The following is a 17,867-nucleotide window of genomic DNA, read 5'->3' as shown; positions in this document are numbered from 1 at the left end:
AGACTCACTGACCGTGGGGGCGATGCAACTGCAATCGCAGGCGTGTCGCCACAGGTACGCAGGCAGCGTGGATGCGCTGTGTCAAATGAAACGCTTCTTGGACTGTACGGGATCAAAACCATGATGCTCTTTCGCCGCCGCATCGCAGCTCTCCTCGTTCTGGCCGCCGGAGCTTTTCTGTCCTCGGCCTATGCTCAGGATCTGACTGTCTCGAAGAGCCATGCCGGGAGCTTCTTGCAAGGACAGGTGGGGGCCACCTATACCGTGTCGGTGTCCAATACCGGGGGTGCGCCCAGTGCGGGTGCAGTCACCGTCTCGGACACGGTGCCTGCCGGACTCACTCCCACAGCGGCAGCGGGTGCTGGCTGGGTCTGCAGCATCGTGGTCCAATCTGTCTCATGCACCCGCAGCGATCCGCTCGCCGCTGGCGCAAGCTATCCACCGATCACCTTGACCGTGAATGTGTCGCCGGCAGCGCCCCCGTCCCTGACGAACACCGTGACGGTTGCAGGGGGCGGGGATATCAACTCCTCGAACAATTCCGCATTGGATGTGACAACCATCGGGGCGGGCCCCGATCTTGTGCTCACCAAAGGCCATACAGGCAATTTCACGCAAGGCCAGATTGGCGCCGCATATACATTGACGGTATCCAATACTGGCGGCTCGCCCACCTCAGGCCTCGTGACGCTGACCGATACTGTGCCTGCAGGATTGACACCGACTACCGCTTCAGGAACCGGCTGGACTTGCAACATTGCGGGCCAAACTGCCACATGCACTCGGTCAGATCCCTTGGCATCAGGCGCGAGTTATCCCGTCGTCACCTTGACCGTGAATGTCGCGGCCAATGCGCCAGCGAGCGTGACCAACACTGCTACGGTGACAGGAGGCAGCGATGTGAATGCAGCCAACAACACGGCTACCGATCCTGCGACAGTCATTCCGTTGCTACCGGATCTGACCGTGGCCATGCCGGCCAATGGCCCGTTCAGCCAGGGGCAGACAGGCGCCACCTACACGATCACTGCATCCAATGGCGGAGTGGGCCCGACGAGCGGCGCAGTCACCGTGACCGATGTCCTTCCTCCTGGGCTGAGTGCAACAGCCTTGGCGGGCGCTGGCTGGGCCTGCACGCTCGCGACGCTGACCTGCACCCGAAGCGATCCGCTGAGTGCGGGCGCGAGCTATCCCTCCATCACATTGACTGTGGATATCGCGGCCAATGCACCCGCTTCGGTCACCAATGGCGCCCAGGTTTCTGGTGGTGGGGAGACGAATACCGCCAACAACCTTGCCACAGTGGTGACGGCTGTTGCTGTTGTACCCGTGTCGCCAGCCTCCATCCCCACCCTAACCGAGTGGGCCTTGGTTGGCCTGTCCGCACTGCTGGCCATGTTTGGGCTAGCGAGGATGCGGCGCCGCACTGCCTGATAGCCGCTTCGCTCCAGCACCTACCCAGCAGCCTACCCATCGCTCCAGAGTTCAGAGGCTCCCGTCTGGCCGTGGGCCGCACGCTGGTGGCGGTGCTGGAAAACTACCAGCAGGCGGACGGCAGCGCAACGGTGCCCGAGGTACCGCCCCCCTGGGTAGCACTGCCGCGCGAAGGCCCTGAAAACCTTGCTATAATCGCAGGCTTCGACACACAGGAGAGGTGGCAGAGTGGTCGAATGTACCTGACTCGAAATCAGGCGTAGTGGCAACACTACCGTGGGTTCGAATCCCACCCTCTCCGCCAGTAAAAATTTCTAAGCTGTTGAATTAGAAAGCGAAAAGCCACCGTGAGGTGGCTTTTTTGTTTTCAAGCCATCTTTCTAACCATACTCCAGCGCTGGCTGTAGCTGTACATGGTCGGGCGGCGCTGGACATTGGGTGACTTTGATCTTGCGCAGAGCAGCACCGAGCCCTTCCGCCAAAGCCACTGCCATTTGGTGAGCGCGGCCTGAGTGCCAACCGCCAGATCACTACTTAATTTCGAGCGTTGCCCCAATCCCGCGCCAGCTCATACACCTCCGGTATCCACGCCTCTCGACTGGAGAACACCACCACCATACGGTCGTTGCCGTAGTTCCAGCCGATGCGTTGACCACCCCATCCAGTGGCCCATGCCGTGCCAGGTGCGGTAGTGTTTTCGGTCCAGAGCAAATATCCGTAGCCTCCGAACATCCGGCCATGCTTGCGGGCTGCTGGATTACGGTCGTTGCCGATCTGTTTGGCCATCGCGGCCTTCACGAAGCCGCCAAAGCAATCCGACTTCTTGGACGACTCCTTGACCCATACCGCGAAGCGCATCCAGTCCTCCATGCGCAGTCGCATGCCGGAGTCTCCCAGCCCGTTTTTGGCGCGATCTTGTGAGTACAGCCCCGGGTGCGCTGCCCCCATGGGGTTGAGCACCTGTTCTTGAATCCACTGGCTCAGTGGCATGCCGGTTGCGCGGCTCACCATGAGGCCGAGTGTCATGGGGTCTGTGGACTTGTATGCGAACACCTCACCGGGCTTGTATTCCGAGAACGCACCGCGCGCAGCCTTGGCAATGCGATCTGTCGCAATCAACTCCGCGAGATTCAGCAAGCCCTGGTTCCAATCCTTGGTCTGCTCTGGCGTCCAGATAGTGCTGTCGCCGTTCTGCTCGGCCGCACCCGATGCCATGCGCAATAGGTCGTGCACTGTGGCGTTGCCCAGCGCTTTGCCCTGCAGTTCCGGCAGTACGTCACCGGCCTTGGACTGCAGCGTGAGCTTGCCCGCGCAAATGGCTTGTCCCGTTGCCATAGCCGTGACCGTCTTGCCCATGGACATGCCGAAGAACAGGGATTCGGAGTCGGCCGGGGCGTTGAACGCGGAGTACACGATGGTGTTGCCGTCCATCAGCGCAAAGGCCTTGGCGGGCCGTTGGCCGACCAGGGCACGGGCACGGTCCACGAGGGCCTTTTCTCCTGCCGATGGCGCGCGGGTGTTGAGCGTGCTTGGGTTGGGGCTGGGCTGCGTGATTTGGAACCAACGCGGGCCAGTTTTGGCCAGCAGCCATTCGTCCGGCGCGGCAGCACCGCCGTCAGCCACGGGTGTGACTTGCGCGATGGCCTGCGCGCAGAAGACCAGTGCAGCGGCCGCCATCAGCCGCAGGGAGTGTTTGGTGTCGCGCTTCATTGGATACCTTTCAGGAATGCCAGAACGTCCTTCACGGCTTGTTCGCGTGCCTTGTCGTTGCTCTCCACCGTGATCCAGGAGGTCTGCTTGCACTTCGGCATATAGGCGTTCCACTCTTTGTCGTCGGTGAACGTCTTCCCCGATGCCTTGTCATGCGCGGGGCCCCAACCGCTGCGGTCATTGGCGCCGTAGGGCATGCGCACGTCTATGGAGCAGAGATTGAAGTTGCCTTCGTTGTATTTCTTCCAGGGCTGGTTGAGCCGGTCGAAGACATGCGTAGCACCGGCATAAACCTTGTAGCTGACCGGGTGGCCTGCTGCTGCGTACTCGTCGGCCAACTCCATGCAGGGCTTGGCTGGGGTCATATCGTCTTTCTCGCCCAGCACCATCAAGATCGGAGCCGGTAGCTTGCTGTGCTGATCTACCCGGTAGCGCATGTTGCAGCCGGGATAGACCGCCACGCCGCCAGCCCACTTCACATTGGCAGGAAGCACATGCTGCTGGTAGGTCGGCCAGGCGGCATCCAGCAACGCTTGCCCGCCACGCGACCAGCCCATGTGGAAGATGCGGCCGCCGTCAATCTGCGGATGGGTTGCGAGCAACTTGAGCGCATACAGGGCATCCGTGGTGTTGGCCATGGTGTTCCAGGTCAACTGCTTGGTGGGGCCAGTTACGCGGTCCTCGCCGCGCGGCTTGAAGCTGTCCACGACGAACACGGCATAGCCAGCGTTGTTGAGCGCCTTCACCCATACATCGAAATAGACGCTGCTGACGCCCTCGCTGCCGTGCGAAAACACCACCGCTGGCACCTTGCCATCCGCCCGCTGGGTCGGCATCAGCAGATCGCCGTAGACCGTGACCTCAGGTCCCAGTCGGCCACGGATCAGGGCCCATCGGTGAGCGGGCGTGGACGAGGTGAACTCGATGCGGCCTGTTTGACCGCCGCTGAGATCGGCGAGGGGTGTGGCAGCGACTGCGCTTGCAAGACACGCGGCCATGGTCGCCGCGATTGATGATCGACCCCAAACTTTTGTTGTCATTTTTGGACCTTTGTTTTTTACCGACGTGTTGTGTCGGCTCAGGGCAGCGAGAGGCCCCGGCTGTCTTGGCTCAGCCCCGTCTTCTGGAACTGCACGGTGCTAAAGCTGGACATCGCATCGCTTTGGCAGCGCAGATCGGCAATCCGTTTGCCACTCTGCTCCACCAGAACTCCCCGGCGTGGAGATTCGGCACCTTCGCCTGCATAGACCACATAGCGGTAGTTACCCTTGTCGAACGACACAAAGATCACCGGCCTACCATCTGGCGCTGTCTGCACGCCGTGCTGGAAGGCCGCAGCCGCAGCAGCCCCGGCGCTTGGATACTCCATCTCTGGCGCGCCCTCCAATGGTGCGAGCCGGTACACCAACTGCTCGGCTGCACCATCGCGGCTGCTGCAGACCGAAGCGCGTTTCTTGCCGGTAGAACACGCGAAGATGGGCGTCTCCGAAGTCGTGCACAGATGCGGCACGGTGCCTGCAGGAGCTGCGGCGATAGCTGCAGCAGGTGCCTGTGCTTCGGCTGGCTGTACGGCCGCAGGCGTCTCAGGTGCTACTGGTGGCGGAGCGCTCGGAGCCTGTTGCGCAACCGACTGTGCTTCTACGGTCTTGGCTTCAGCGGCTTTCGGTGCAGCACCTGTCATCTGGTCAAACTCGGCTTCGCTCTTATCAAACACCCTCAGCAGCGCCAGATCGTGGAACAGGCCCATGAACGGTAGATGACCTGTGAGCTTGACCAGAACCTCTTTGCTGTCTTCCGTGCGCTGCACGGTGTAGGTCACGTTGCCTCTGACCGTGTTGCCATCCAACGCGGCGCCCTGCGGCTCGTAAGTGCCACGCAGGTGATTGAGCGTCTGCTGATCGGTGGGGATTGCGTCTTTTGGCATCGCCGTGGTCAAAACCGCAGAGCATGTCTTCTTGCCCGTTGCCTCATCAGTGCTAGCAGTGGTGATGGCCTCCAAGGTGACTTTGGTGTCCTTGCTGGTGAACTGCACGCGACGCTGACGCTCCGGGCTCATGCTCGCGTGTTCCTTGTCAAAGCTCTGCTGGTAAATCTGCTGGACGAGTGACACGGTGGCCGGGTCCGCGCAAGAGGGGGGCTTGTCGCCGCATCCAGCGAGCAGGATTACCAGCGCAGAAGCGCTGAGGGCTGTGTACTTCATGGGACCTCTCTGTTGTGAGATTTGTCTTTTTGCTCGTATCGCTTGCGCGAATTTGGACTACGAAATTCGTAGTATCTGAATGATACAAAAGCTACGAGTCTCGTAGCCTTTTGAGGCTGCGAATGTCGGACGCGGATAGGCAATGGGGTTCAAGGCTGAAGCAAGCACGTTTGGCTGTGCGCTTGTCCCAGAAGCAACTGGGCGTTCAGGCTGGTATCGATGAGTTCGTCGCAAGCACACGCATCAATCGCTATGAACTCGGCATCCACAAGCCCGACTACTTGACTGCGCAGAACTTGGCTCGGGTGCTCGGTGTCACTACGGCATTTCTGTATGCGCCTGAGGACGATGTGGCATCGTTGTTGTTCAAGTACAGCCAAGCCTCCAAGACAGAGCGCAACGCAATACGCAAGTTGGTGGAGCATTTGCCAGAGCCGCCATCACTAGATGATCCGGCCGTGGAAGACGTAGCGGCCAGTAGCAACGCGCGTCAAGGCAAACAAGCCTCCTCATCTGGAAAACAGAAGCGCTCATCGACGCATTAACCTCTCTGCAATGGTGTTGAGTTTCAGTCTCCATCAATCACCACCGTCACCCGCATCGCATCCACCAGGGCCGGGTCACACGCCGCAGCAAACCACAGGTTGGTCGTGCGTGAGCCCAATGCACTATTGATAGCGCTGGAGACCGCTGCGCAATGTTGCAACTGCAGCCGGTGACTACCGCCGCGCAGCACCACGATAGCCGTCGTCAGATGCCTTGACTTCTGGTGCTGCGCAATGGCATCGCAGCAGTCATTGATCATGGTCCGTAAATCACGGCTGCGGCCGGTGACGACAAAGCTCCAAGGCGAGTGCCCCCATTCGGCCAGTGCATGACGCAGATCACCCCAGTCCAAAGCAGGCATGGCATCTAGCTCCGTCGCGGCCAACAAATCTTGGTGGACTTGCGCTAAACAGCCTGGTACGGGAGAGGGTATGCCGGACAGCGCCAGCATCTTCAGCCATTGGCGCCGATTGACCGTCATGGCGTCCTTCGCACGCGCACCGCAGCCTGCAGATGCACCTCTTCTGGGTGCCAGGCCAGCGATTCGTAGAGCCAAGTCATCGGACGCGGTCTGCCGGCCTTCTCGGACTTGGCTGGTCGCTTCGGCACGGCATGGCCTTTAAGCCGCAGCCGAGCGTTGTGCGGAGCGAACGCGGGGCTGTCCGTTGCAGGATCGAGCAATAGCACGGTATCGACCTGGTGTCGCTTTTCCACGAAGGCTCCTTCCGCCCCTACCGCCAGGGTCCAATGCTTGGTGCGTGCATGCCGCACAGAATGCAGCACCAGCGCCACCAGCGAGCCTTGCATCAACCAGTCGAGCACATGGGCATCCACAGCGTCGTGGGGGCCGTACTTCGCCGTGAGTTCCAGGGGCAAGCCAAGACTGTCGAAGCGCTCCACCCAATCCGGCGCATAGACCCCTGAAAAGTATGTGTCGCCGAATGCTCCCCAGACTGCGGCCGCGACTCCGTGCTGCCTGCGGCTCATGTTGACGAGCGCACTTGGCTTTGCAAGCGCTGTGATGCTGAGAATTGCCGTGATGACATGCACCCCGCAGGCACTATCGAGCTGTGACTGCTGTACAAAGGGCTGGATAGGTTCTGCACGCTGAGCCTTCACCGTGAGGGTGTGTCCGGTGATCAGAGCTGGATGCACTCGCTGGAACCGATAGGACACAGCCGGGCGATTCATTGGTATCGCTTTGGGCATTTCAATACTCATCTGGACGAAGCAGCGTGGTGACACTTCTATCAGCCTCGGTGATGATCCATACCGTGGGGAGCGAAGAGCGTTTTTCTTTGGGCGTTGCAGCCAGCCGCGCTGCATCCACCAGCCGATAGCAGCTCAGAATCCGCAGGTGGCGCGTGACGGCAAATTCGTTCTCGGTGCGGTCTTCTTCACAAAGATCGCCGCCGTCGCATTGCACGTGGCGGCTGATCAAAGCGGCCGCGCTGAAGCCGGCCCTCTGGAGTAGTTCCAAAGCCCCGGGCGTAGCGACGATCTGACCCAGCGGAAACCGGGCGCTATTGGAGTAGATAATGGTTGTCGCGGTCGGCTTTGGAGCCGTCGCTTTGGACCTGGAATCGGGTGTTGTGGTCATGGAAATCTCCTTGGCTAGGGAACGAAACAAAACGGTGAAAACAAACGGGCGTGCGTAGTCCTCCGCAAACGAGTACCGGATAGAAAACGCGAGCGAGAGAAATCAGCGAGGCCGCAGGCCAGCAGCCGAAGAGAGAAGAAGCCTCAGCGAGAGGCCGTCAATGAAACATGCGCTTGGAACAGCGCGGTCAGCAGATCAGAGTCTGTCGCGTAGGGCTGCTCGATCCAGCCTGCAAACTCGTCAGTGGCCGACAGCCAGCCGCTAAACTCGGAGTGCATCGCGCCATCAGCGCTACAGTCATCGAGAAAACCCCATGCGTGCAACCGGCGCGATGCCACGGCATCTCGAACAGCGCCCATTGGCATGTCGGTCAGTAGCGCCAGCACTTCATAGGCATGCCGGTCATGACGCAACGGAATCACCGGCAAGATCGCACGGCCAAAACGCCGAACGCAGTAAGACCACAGCAGCCACTGGCACTCGAAGAGCGTGAGGTTCAGCAGGCGATTCAGCGCATTGAGATTCGTGCCAACGAGTGACGCTGCAGGTAGTGGCGATGGCTCCGCCGCAGCCATCCGAACCGCCATTTCTGCTGGGTTCATGGGGTTCGACAAATCGACGGGATGACCTTCGGCATCCACCATTAAGAACGACGGTAGATCCCCATCAAAGATCGGCTGCTGCGAGTGGCCAAGTTCACGCCAACACAGTCGCTCCAATCCACGGCATTCCCGAGCCAGGTCTGGGCCGTTCAGCCACAGGGGAAGCAACTTCCCCATCCGATGCAGCAATCGGTCCATCTGGTGACGGCCGAAGGCCGCACTACAGGTGGCTTCATTGGTCATGGGTTTCTCCGGACATAGGCACGCCGACCGCCTCGACCAGCGGGTCAACAAGGGGCTACGATGGCGTGGGAAATTGCCTGGAATTCGGCCGAGCAGAACATTCCGCTGGTGCTGCAAATGCAGCAATGGCGAGGCGAGAAAATCACTGCGAAACAAGCCACAAACTGGCTTAAACGCACGGCAACTGCTCTCAAATTTTCTTTATTCAGAAAATTTGCTTATTTTTTGATATTTTATATCAAATAAGATATAATAATTCAAGATTTGAGCAGATTTGACGTCAAATCAATCAAATTGGTCGTATAGCAACCTTCAAAATGCTGATTTCGCGCTCAATCAGTGCGCTAGATATCTGGTGGCGTCGAAAGGCACTGGCGAGCTTAAAAATTTGAGCAAATTTCGATCTGAAACGGACTACCGTGCGCCGGTTTCGCACCGCCAAAGTCGTCTGCAAACTGCTTGGGAACACTAAATAAGTCATTCAGCCGGATGCGAAGTTGAGTGGTCCCGATGGATGACGCAGAAGAACCGGTTGTTGGCCATCAACTTGATGCGATGAACGGCGGCAGTGCAGCGGTTGCTGCCACCGACGGAAGGCCGGCGACGGCAAGCTGACTGCTGTCGGCTCTAATGACCGCTGTCAGTCCATCAGGCAAGCCCAGAAAGCGGCAGTTGCCCAACTCTGATTGGGTGTTCACCTTGGCGTTGGGTAATCCGAGGCCAGCAAAGTAAGGACCTACCTTCAGGTGCGCACCGTTGAGGGTAACGAAACCCGCAGGTTGTCGACAAGCTCTGCGGGGACATCACTCCCGTCTACCCTTGCCCCCGCTGCATTGGTGAGTACAACCGTGGTCCTGGCTCCCCCGACAACCACCCGCAATTGGAGTTTCTCAAGGACGTGCTTTCGCCCCTGGACCAGTTCCTTGCACGCGGCTCGAACGTCCCGTTCACCTTTCAGCAAGACCTTTGCCTTGACCCCATCCGCCACCATGAGCGCTGCTACCTGCAACGAGTCAATCACAGCATCTGCACCGAGCATCCGTTGGAACTCTTCGGCCCACGCCAAGACGTTTACCTCGATGGGCGAAATGGACAGTTCGAAGTCGCAGGCCTCCAGCAGGCCACTGACCAAGCTCTGTGTTGACCTCGATGCATCCAGAAGCTCTAGGCCCGGCCAGTATTGGTGAGCTCTGAAAGCGGTCTGCCGGAACTCCAGTCGATCGAACGTCATTTCCTTGCCGTACGGATCCGAGACCGTCTCGGTGTATTCGTAGCGCTCAACGAACCTGGCCTCCAGCGAATCATCCCGAACACGGTCAAGGATGAACCCGCTTGCTCGGCCTTCGATGAATTCCTGTTGACGTATGCGCCTAGCGAGGGTTCGGGTGGCCATGGGCCACTCGGCTTGCAGCCAGCGGTACCTCGTCATGAGCCGCCCGCCCCTGTAGAGCTCGCGGTCTGCACCCGTGCCATGCGCTGTTCAGACAGAACCTTTCGAGCGGTGGCCTCAAGCAGGCCGTAAAGCTTCTCTCGCTCCACATCATCGGCCGGCCGCGCAGTCTTGGTGTAGAAGCCCTCTTGGAAGCGGTAGATGCCTCTTACTGAGTACTTGAACCCAGTGCCGGCCTCGCCATCCGCGAACTCAGCATGCAGATGCGGGGCGTCGTAGGGAATCGAAGTCTGGTCGGCGCGCCAGGTGATAGCTGTAATGAAGAAGCCGCGCTTGCGCAGGGCCTGATACTCCTCGGAGGCCATCAAGTTCTCGCCAGTGAGCGCCATGCTCCTGACGATGACTAGCATCTCTCTACTTGCGTCTTCACGCTCATCATCGTCGAGGTCTTCGTCCTCGTCCGTTTCGGAGTCGGAGCGTTTACTCGGCGAAATGCGCAGGTTCGTAACACCCTTCAACTTGTATCCAGGCAACTCAGACATTAACCGAGTGAAAAAGGCTGTGCGCTCGTCAGCGCCAAACTCTGGGTCCAGCTCTATGGTCTCCCGAGGAACCACTGCCTTCCGATGGCTTTCGATTCGGCTCGTCAGGTTCTCGACGATGCGCTGAGACTTCTCGGAGGCTGGGAGGCGGACTAAGGTCTTGCCGTTCTGCTGCACGAACTGGATAGTGGCGTCATGCCGCTGGCGCTGAATGAGCCGCGTCCTGGAGTAGTCCATCTCGTCGTACTCAACGTTGAGGACCACCTCGTTCGCTCCCTTGAGGTGCGAATCGACCTTCTCAGTTGGGCCAACTTCCTCTTGGTACTCCTTGATGGCCGCCTTGATGTCATCTGATTCGATCTTCGCATCCAAGATGATGGTGGTTGTTTTCTCGTTTCGGCGTGAGGTTTCACGCCTGTCCATCAGGCCGACCAGCTCGTTCAACGTGAAGGGCAGCAGTGACAGCGCGTCTGCCAGGTCTTCACGCGAGTCGTTCGGCGAATAGAAGATGCCACGTTCCCGCGCAATTTCACGGAGGACATTTTCCGTCAGCTTCTGCTTTGCGGACGCGAGCAAATCGAAGATATCTTTGTCGGTTGCAAAGAACTGGTTCAGGTACTCACTCATAGTCCATCCCCAGTTCCAAGTCAGAGAACCTCGTTAGGACCTGCGTTATGCGCTTACAGTTAATCGCAGCCACACGTTCAGCCAAGGGCGACTTCGCGTCTCCGTTCGACAATCCGTCAACATAAGACTGAACCGCCTTCTGAAACATCGCAGGTGCGAGCGGCGATGCATCAAGCATCTTAATCTCTATGCCGATGTTTTCCTGCAGGAGCTGGAAATGACGAAGGTAGTCAAACAGGTAGGTAAACTCCTCAGCGAAGGCTCCTTTACCTCTGTAGAAGAGCACAAAGCCCCTGTGGTCGGGCGCGCTCGGACGGCTGTACTCTAGGACGATGAGCCTAGATGTGAGTATCTCCAACGTAGCGGCTTTAGCGTGGTCCAGTTGTAGGTTCTTCCTTCGAACGAGCTGCGGGTAGAAATACTTGCAATGCTCAGGGTCCGGCAGAGGTGGAGCGCCCGTACGACGGCCTCGCATCTGGCAGATTTCATATCGGACGTTGTCGAGCCAGAAGATGTCCTCTGGTCCAAGAACGACCAACTTGGAGCCCCGCGGCAGTTCCAGCTTGGCAGCCTGCTGAACAGCCTTCAGGTGCTGCCTGAAATCCTTGTCGTACTCACCGTCGTGGTTGTAGACGAAGAGCAGGCCGCTGACGACGGGTGTCACGCCACTGTGGATGTACTTCGCACGCCACTCCGAGCTGATTTCAGCACAAGTAACCTGTTTCGCTAGGCTCTCCAACGCGCCTCGAAGCGCCGGCGTCGTGATTGACGACGTAGCGTAGCTCTTCAGGTCACAGTTGACGTAGGTACGCTGTTTTGCGTAAGGCTCGTCGTAGTAGAAAACCACGTCCGAGGGGTGAGTCTTGACCTTGTGATGCTCCGGCTTCTCGCAGGCCCAGTTCTCATTCATGGGGCCCGTGCGCTTCCAGAAAAACTCTGCGAAGAGCTCCCCTGAAAGCCTCTCTGCAATCGCAGCTATGTTCGCTGTCTCTCCCATTCAGCTGTTCTCCCTGATGAGCGCTACGCCCTCTACCTTTGCGTTCTGGTGGCGAATCCCCTGCGGGGGATCTTAAGAGACCCGGTCCGAGGGAGGCCGGTCGGTTTAGGTCGAGTAGACGCGGCCTGACCAGCGCGGTGACCATCTTAGTAGGTATATAGAACTCCGCAGGTGAAACGCGATGCGAACTTCGACGAACAATCGACACAGTCCGATTGTTGTCAAAACGGTCACTCAATTCATGCTCATTGAGTGGCCGGAACCAGCCTAAGGACTAAACCGCTCGCGCGGTAGCCCACCGCGAAGGCCCTGACGCATAGTACACATCGCGCCCCTGCCTATGTTGGCGGGCGAGGCAATCGGCCCCGTTCTTCGACAGGAGCCCGGCGAAGCAGATGTCAGCCGCGCTTTGCTTGGTGTCAGTCAGGCCACTACTTCGTCTCTTACTCGCTGGCACGCAGCTGGCAGGTGGTGGCGCACGAGCAGTTCGTTAACCACGACGACAGTCCAGCCACTGGCTCCACTCAACTTCAACTTCTCGAACATCCCCTCATCCAACGGGATTTCACCCGACAGCGGCGCCGCTAAAAGGACGGCCACCCTGCTTCCGTTTGCGCGAGTTGCCACCAATGGAACGGTTCCGACATTAGGCACGACTACGTTCCCCTCGTATGTCTCCCCGTCAGCTTGTTGGGCCAGCGCACTCATGAGTAGGCCGGTGGCAGCGCTAATCCGCGCTGCATCAAAGCCAGGGATGTCACCCGTCTGGAGATGTCCCAAAAGCTCCGCGCCCACATGGCGGTCGAGAAGCCGATGCTCAATCTTGTTCTTGAAGCTCCTGAGGCATCGATAGCAGGACGAATCGCAGCCCCCAGGACAGTTCCGGACTGCATCTAGGGCAAGCGACAAGAGGCGCGGTGCCTCCAATGACGCCAGCCTAGAGAACCCTGCACCGCCGGGCAGCGTGTCGTACAAGAATATCTCCGCTTGAAGGCCTTCGCGATCAAGCGAGTCCTCCGTGATTGCCGGCCGGTACTCGGCCAAAACCTCCCCAGGTTCTACGCCAAGCATTGAGGCGGCAGCCTTTGCCAATGCCTCGCATGCGGTCCGAAGCGCCACGTTTGTTGGGTAGGTTCCAGGCCGCAATTCCAAGGGCTTGGTGAGGCGGAGCGAGAACAGCGCCACGTCGGTAATGAACTTTGTCCCAAGAACCAAGTTCTTCGTCGCGCGCGCACCATCGCAGACCGGTTCATCGTCCGGGTATGGCTTGGTGTGCTGACCCCGAAGCTTTGGGGCTGGGTCTGTGTCAGCTTCTATGCATCCACACCATGAGCAATAGGTGTACCCCTTCTTCTCTGGTCCAGTGTTCGACACCAGCAGGTGTAGACGCGACGCATAGACCCGAACGCGCTCGTTGACATCGAGCCACGCCGCAGTCTCAGCAGGCGTCGGAATCATCAGCTTTGCACGAGTCGCATAGGCCGTATCCGGCGAATCGTCAGGTGACGTGACTGGAGCGCGATTGTACGGATGGGCGAACCCTGGGGGGCGCATCCAATACTGGGCCGGCCCAAAAGTCTCTGTGCCGCCGCAGGCGATGCAGTCGCTAACTGTGCCCTTCGGAACTATCGAGACGTCCTTCGTCTCGGCGAAGCCGCAGGTGCGGCACTCCCTATAAGTCATTCGCTCCTTGAATGCCTTCGTCCGCTCAGACCGTATTGGCGAGTAGACCGCCGCAGAGGTGTAGCACTTGTTCGCAATCCACACCTCCTTACCAGGCGCGTACTGAGACAGTGCAATTGGTAGACTCTGGCTCGGCGAGAACCTAGCGATATGCCTGAAGCTGTTTGAGCGTTCATCGAAAACAGTGAAAGTCGCAACGTCTGTCGGGAACGCGTACCGGGGGAGCACTCCGAAGTACAGCAACCGGATCAAGAGCGTGGCGGGCGCCGAACCGACCGTTGGACGCTCCTCACCTTCCTCAAACCCGTTCTCGCCGGCATAGACGTCACCTTCCTCTTCTGACTCCCTCTCGTTCCTTGATGCTTCATCGTCGGCGATTGCTGTGTCGACTGCTTCCAGACAGTCCTCGGCCATGCTGGTCACAAGCCTCTCCTTAAGGTCGCCCAATTCAACCGGCAGCCAGTCGCGAAGTGACTCTTGCAAGCGCCCCTTGTTCTCGCCGAGCCATGCCTCGAAGTCCAGGCGATTCAATCGACCTGTATCTGACTTGAAGTCATGCACCGTGCCGAGGACCGAGAAAAGGTCGTTGGCTTCCCCAGGATTCACCTGGAGAACCCGCGCCTGATGGTACGACTGTAGAAGGAACGCGCGCACATGACGTTGAGCGATATCGGCATTGGCCAGAGCCAACTTGGGGTCGACAACGCTGCCACTAACCATCGCTTGAGGATTGGAGAAATAGTGTTCATCGTGGCTGTCGGCACTTCCGAACGAGACCACCGTTGCCACCGCGTTTCCACGACGACCTGCACGGCCCGCGCGCTGCTGATAGTTGGCCCGACCGGGTGGCATGTTCCTCAGTGCAACGCCTGAAAGCGCGCCGATGTCGATACCGACTTCCATCGTGGTCGTACTCGAAAGGACGTCGATTGCCGTCGGGTTCTGAATGATGTCGTTCCAGACCAGTTCAACGTCTTGAAAGAGCAGCTCATGCTCCTCCGCTCGAGAAAACGCCTCCTCGCTACCTGCCGAGTTCAATTGAGCTGTGTGCTCGGCAGCGATGAGAGAAAGTAGCGGCGCTCCAGCCTTGGTCTCGATGACGGGCTTGCGGTAGTTTCCCTTTCGGGCTATGAACGCCTCATCCGAATCTGGGTCCAGTACGGAGACGCGACTACTGCCACAGTCAAGGCAGCGATGCAGTCTTGAGACAGGTCGATGAACCGACGTGCAAGTAGCGCAACGCTGCCAGGCTCCACCAAATCTCAGTGCTAAATTGCTGGCAAGGATTCGACGCTGACTCGCCTCGACCTGCTCCGTAAGTTCGGCCATTAGCTTCGGCAGCCATTCATTCGTGAAGCACTTGACCGAGTTCTTGTCATTCAGGAACTTCTTCAGAGGCTCAAAACTTCCCTTGTGCGACTGAACCGATGTTCCGGAGGACTTTGGCCGCTGCCACCATAGCTGCGGCATATCGCGCATCCAAACTCCGCCGCTGGATGCCCGCCACCAGCAGCGCAGCCACGCCTCTACGAGCTCGAGCTTCTCATTGGAAGTCTCAGCGACGCCTGCAATCATCGGAAGCTCGGAGAGCTTCTTTAGCTTGTCTCCTCTCAACGAGAGAGAAGCGAACGCCAACGGCTCAAGGCCTAGGTGCTTATCGAACAGGGATTTGTAGATGTCTTCGAGCAGCGAAGAAGGCGCCTTGTTCGCCTTCATATCAATCCACAGGTCGAATAGGGCTTCGTCATCGATGCTTCCATCTGCCCTGATGGCAGCCCGCACCGTGTCGACGGCCGTAATTGATTCCCCCGGAATCAACTCCGGTCGCAATCTGACGTTTCTGGTTGCGGCTGCGAGCAGCACCGCCAAGTATGCATCATCTAGACTAAGCTTCGGTCGAATAGCCTCGACAGCTCCCAGACGCTCAAAGCCCAATACGAGCATTGGTCGCAGGGCGTCTCGCGTGGAGTACATCTGCAAGTTCGGCGCGAGTCTTGCTGCAACTTGCCGTGAATCTGAGAACGCAAGCACTTTGCGCCCTTGCAATGGAGCAAAGGCACTTCCCTCCTGCTGGCCTGGCGGCTGCACGTGGAGCTGGCGGGCGACAAGAGTCTGGAATGGCTGGTCACCCTTTGTCTGGTGGTCCTGCACGGTCGAATGACCGAACGCAGCAAAGCCGCCGCACATTCCGCACGGTACAAATTGCCCCCTGCTTTCTACGCGTGTGTCACGATTGCCGTCCTCGTCCGCCGCACCCGAACTTCTGTCCTTCCTCAGAAAGACCTCTCGAGTTCGAGAACCGCCATTGTTTGGGTCCAGCGCAGCCGTCACCAGGTCGAGCGTCTTTAGCTCGACCACGTCGGTCTTCAGCGGCTCCGTCTCGAGCAGCAAGTCCAGCGGGAACAAAGGTTCAACCTCGCCAGTATTCAGCTTGAGCTTGCTCCCCGCGTGACTCCAAAGATGGCGCGGGGATTCAACGTTGTCCGTGTAACCTCGAGCATAGGAAGAGCCACAGTTTCTGCAAGTGAAGTACTCGAGCACTTGAGCATCGCAACCGCAGCGTTCCCTAGGTTGCGCGTACAGCTTCCCGCAACTACCGTTGCGTTCGTCTTCCTCGAGCTCACTGCAAGCGGCATCCAGGCAAACCCATAGTCCTGGCAGCCCTCGGAAGAAGTTGTGAACTCGGCAGGGCAATAGACCGGCAGCGGATGCCGTTGGCCTAGCAACGCTACTAAGTGCGAGAAGCGACGTCACGGCTCGGTCGCGAATATCCTCTGCCACTCCAGGGAACACTAGCCCGCCTAATTCTTCTAGCGGCGTCGCATTTCCCATGGTGAGGTTTATCAACTGCCCAAGCGGAGGAAACTCAGCCAAGGCATTGAAAAGGTCGCGCTCGACATCATTAGACTCCTCAGTACCGAGGTATGTCAGCAACCTCTTTACCGCAAGTTTGCGAAGAGTCGGCGCGCCATAGAAGGCATCCAAGTCGACGGCCGCAAGAATCTTGGCGTCGGCCTCTGAACCAACGGTCGCAAACTCAGCAGTCGCAAGGTCTCCAGTTATCGGCACGAAGGAGTCCGACGGTGCGCCGGAGAGCTGCGCCCCGAACGAGGGGGCGTAGTTCTTGTCGTCAAAGCTTGCGGTCGCGCAAATGACCTGCAGTCGCTCAACGCCAATCCCAAGCCGTGCCCGCAGGCGACGGAGTAGAAGACCAACCTCTGCCCCAGGTGCGCCCCGATACAGATGCGCCTCATCCAGAACAACCAGGAAGGTCTCATTCGGATTCCGCTTCAGCCACTCTGCGGTCTTGTCGAACACCGCCCGTTCGATTGGCCGCATGAGCATGTACTCAAGCATCGAATAGTTCGTCACAAGCAGGTCTGGCGGAGCGGACTGCACCTCATGCCTTGTGACAAGCTCAACGTCAAAAGGTTTGGTTACTGCCCTCAGTGGCTTCTTGTCCTTATCTTCCCAAAGAGAATTCTTTGCTCCGAACCAATCCACCAAGTCCGGCTTAGCCGGCCACTTCCCCCGGGACTTGAGCTCGTTTTTCAGTCCAACAGCCAACTCGTGCTTTGGGTCATTGGCATTTTTCGTCGCTCGCTCGAGGTCCACATAGAACTCTTCAAATGACTTCAGCCGGGTCTGGTCCTTCTTCCGCGAACGGACACCAGCATAGGGAGTGCGACTCGTGTATCGAGCGAATCTTGCCGGTCTTCCCGACCACTTGACGAACAGGTCCGCAAGACGAGGGTCGCCGAACATTGCCCGCATGCGACCAAGTTGGTCATTGACCAGTGCATTCATGGGATACAGGACGAGCGCCCGCATCGCATGCTGTTCCCCAAAAACCTTCGGTCGTTCAGAAGCTTCGCGCGCCAGCTTGCCCAGAATTGGAAGCAAGAAAGATTCCGTCTTGCCAGAGCCCGTGCCCGTCATGATGACGAGATTTCTGCCTTCGACCAGAGTCGAAGCAATTGACTTGACCTGATGCGTGTATGCAGGGTCGTGAATTACCTTTGGCTGGCCTTCGCTAGCAGTAGACAACAGCTCGAACGCTTCTCTTGCACCCGCAGAAAGACCCTTGATTTCACGAAAATTTCGCCCCGAGCGGTACTTGGGTGTCGATTCAAGGTAGGGAACCTGGTGGATTACGCCGGGCAAGTCGAGGAGACTTCGCCGTTGGCTGATTAGCTTCGGGTCCGCGATGTGGTACGTGGCTTCAATGTAATCCTTGAGCGATACGTGAAGCTGCTCGATGGTCTCGTGAATCGTTGAACTCAATGCGCTCTC

The 17,867-nt window shown here is 58.6% G+C and carries 13 protein-coding genes and 1 tRNA gene; 3 read left to right on the top strand and 11 right to left on the bottom strand.

All coding sequences use genetic code 11. The features are described 5' to 3' along the window. Positions 1-120: 120 nt before the first annotated feature. Together AC07OC_RS13690 and AC07OC_RS13685 are read left to right on the top strand one after the other, a co-directional pair. Complete coding sequence (locus AC07OC_RS13690) at positions 121-1,434, top strand: IPTL-CTERM sorting domain-containing protein (protein WP_494601511.1); 1,314 nt, start codon at positions 121-123, stop codon at positions 1,432-1,434. Between the two features lie 214 nt (positions 1,435-1,648). After that, positions 1,649-1,738, top strand: a tRNA-Ser gene (locus AC07OC_RS13685). A gap of 230 nt (positions 1,739-1,968) precedes the next feature. Here AC07OC_RS13685 and AC07OC_RS13680 read toward each other — a convergent pair. Genes AC07OC_RS13680 through AC07OC_RS13670 form a run of 3 tightly spaced genes read right to left on the bottom strand, consistent with a single transcriptional unit; the run spans position 1,969 to position 5,344 of the window. Beyond that, positions 1,969-3,144, bottom strand: a complete 1,176-nt coding sequence (locus AC07OC_RS13680; protein WP_494601509.1) for a serine hydrolase domain-containing protein — start codon at positions 3,142-3,144, stop codon at positions 1,969-1,971. Continuing rightward, a complete protein-coding gene (locus AC07OC_RS13675; protein WP_494601507.1) occupies positions 3,141-4,184 on the bottom strand; it encodes a dienelactone hydrolase family protein in 1,044 nt (347 codons plus the stop codon). The genes AC07OC_RS13680 and AC07OC_RS13675 overlap by 4 nt, the downstream gene beginning before the upstream one ends. Positions 4,185-4,222: 38 nt before the next feature. Then, positions 4,223-5,344: a hypothetical protein gene (locus tag AC07OC_RS13670; RefSeq protein ID WP_494601505.1), complete on the bottom strand. Its 1,122-nt coding sequence runs from the start codon at positions 5,342-5,344 to the stop codon at positions 4,223-4,225. A gap of 122 nt (positions 5,345-5,466) precedes the next feature. Between AC07OC_RS13670 and AC07OC_RS13665 the strand changes: the two genes are divergently transcribed. Beyond that, positions 5,467-5,889 (top strand): helix-turn-helix domain-containing protein, encoded by a 423-nt coding sequence (locus tag AC07OC_RS13665; RefSeq protein WP_494601503.1) that lies wholly within the window; start codon positions 5,467-5,469, stop codon positions 5,887-5,889. A gap of 23 nt (positions 5,890-5,912) precedes the next feature. Here AC07OC_RS13665 and AC07OC_RS13660 read toward each other — a convergent pair whose 3' ends face one another. The 8 genes from AC07OC_RS13660 to AC07OC_RS13625 form a co-directional block, all read right to left on the bottom strand. Continuing rightward, positions 5,913-6,371 carry a hypothetical protein gene (locus AC07OC_RS13660; protein ID WP_494601501.1) on the bottom strand — a complete coding sequence of 153 codons (459 nt, stop codon included), beginning with the start codon at positions 6,369-6,371 and terminating at the stop codon, positions 5,913-5,915. Next, the gene (locus tag AC07OC_RS13655) at positions 6,368-7,111 is read right to left on the bottom strand and encodes a hypothetical protein (RefSeq protein WP_494601499.1); all 744 of its coding nucleotides are present in this window, start codon (positions 7,109-7,111) and stop codon (positions 6,368-6,370) included. Before AC07OC_RS13655 ends, AC07OC_RS13660 begins: the two co-directional genes overlap by 4 nt. Further along, a complete protein-coding gene (locus tag AC07OC_RS13650; RefSeq protein WP_494601497.1) occupies positions 7,101-7,490 on the bottom strand; it encodes a type I restriction endonuclease subunit M in 390 nt (129 codons plus the stop codon). The genes AC07OC_RS13655 and AC07OC_RS13650 overlap by 11 nt, the downstream gene beginning before the upstream one ends. 143 nt (positions 7,491-7,633) lie before the next feature. Next, positions 7,634-8,335: a hypothetical protein gene (locus tag AC07OC_RS13645; protein WP_494601495.1), complete on the bottom strand. Its 702-nt coding sequence runs from the start codon at positions 8,333-8,335 to the stop codon at positions 7,634-7,636. A gap of 742 nt (positions 8,336-9,077) precedes the next feature. Further along, positions 9,078-9,728, bottom strand: coding sequence for a hypothetical protein (locus tag AC07OC_RS13640; protein WP_494601493.1), 651 nt, complete (start codon positions 9,726-9,728; stop codon positions 9,078-9,080). Positions 9,729-9,760: 32 nt separating this feature from the next. Next, positions 9,761-10,894, bottom strand: coding sequence for a hypothetical protein (locus tag AC07OC_RS13635; protein WP_494601491.1), 1,134 nt, complete (start codon positions 10,892-10,894; stop codon positions 9,761-9,763). Further along, positions 10,887-11,891, bottom strand: a complete 1,005-nt coding sequence (locus AC07OC_RS13630) for a PD-(D/E)XK nuclease domain-containing protein (protein WP_494601489.1) — start codon at positions 11,889-11,891, stop codon at positions 10,887-10,889. The genes AC07OC_RS13635 and AC07OC_RS13630 overlap by 8 nt, the downstream gene beginning before the upstream one ends. Positions 11,892-12,314: 423 nt before the next feature. Next, positions 12,315-17,858, bottom strand: a complete 5,544-nt coding sequence (locus AC07OC_RS13625; protein ID WP_494601487.1) for a DEAD/DEAH box helicase — start codon at positions 17,856-17,858, stop codon at positions 12,315-12,317. Positions 17,859-17,867 lie beyond the last annotated feature (9 nt).

Source organism: Acidovorax sp. GW821-FHT10E04 (assembly GCF_059415185.1).
The sequence above is the reverse complement of the archived record's forward strand: the minus strand, read 5'-3'. Positions and strand labels throughout refer to the sequence as shown.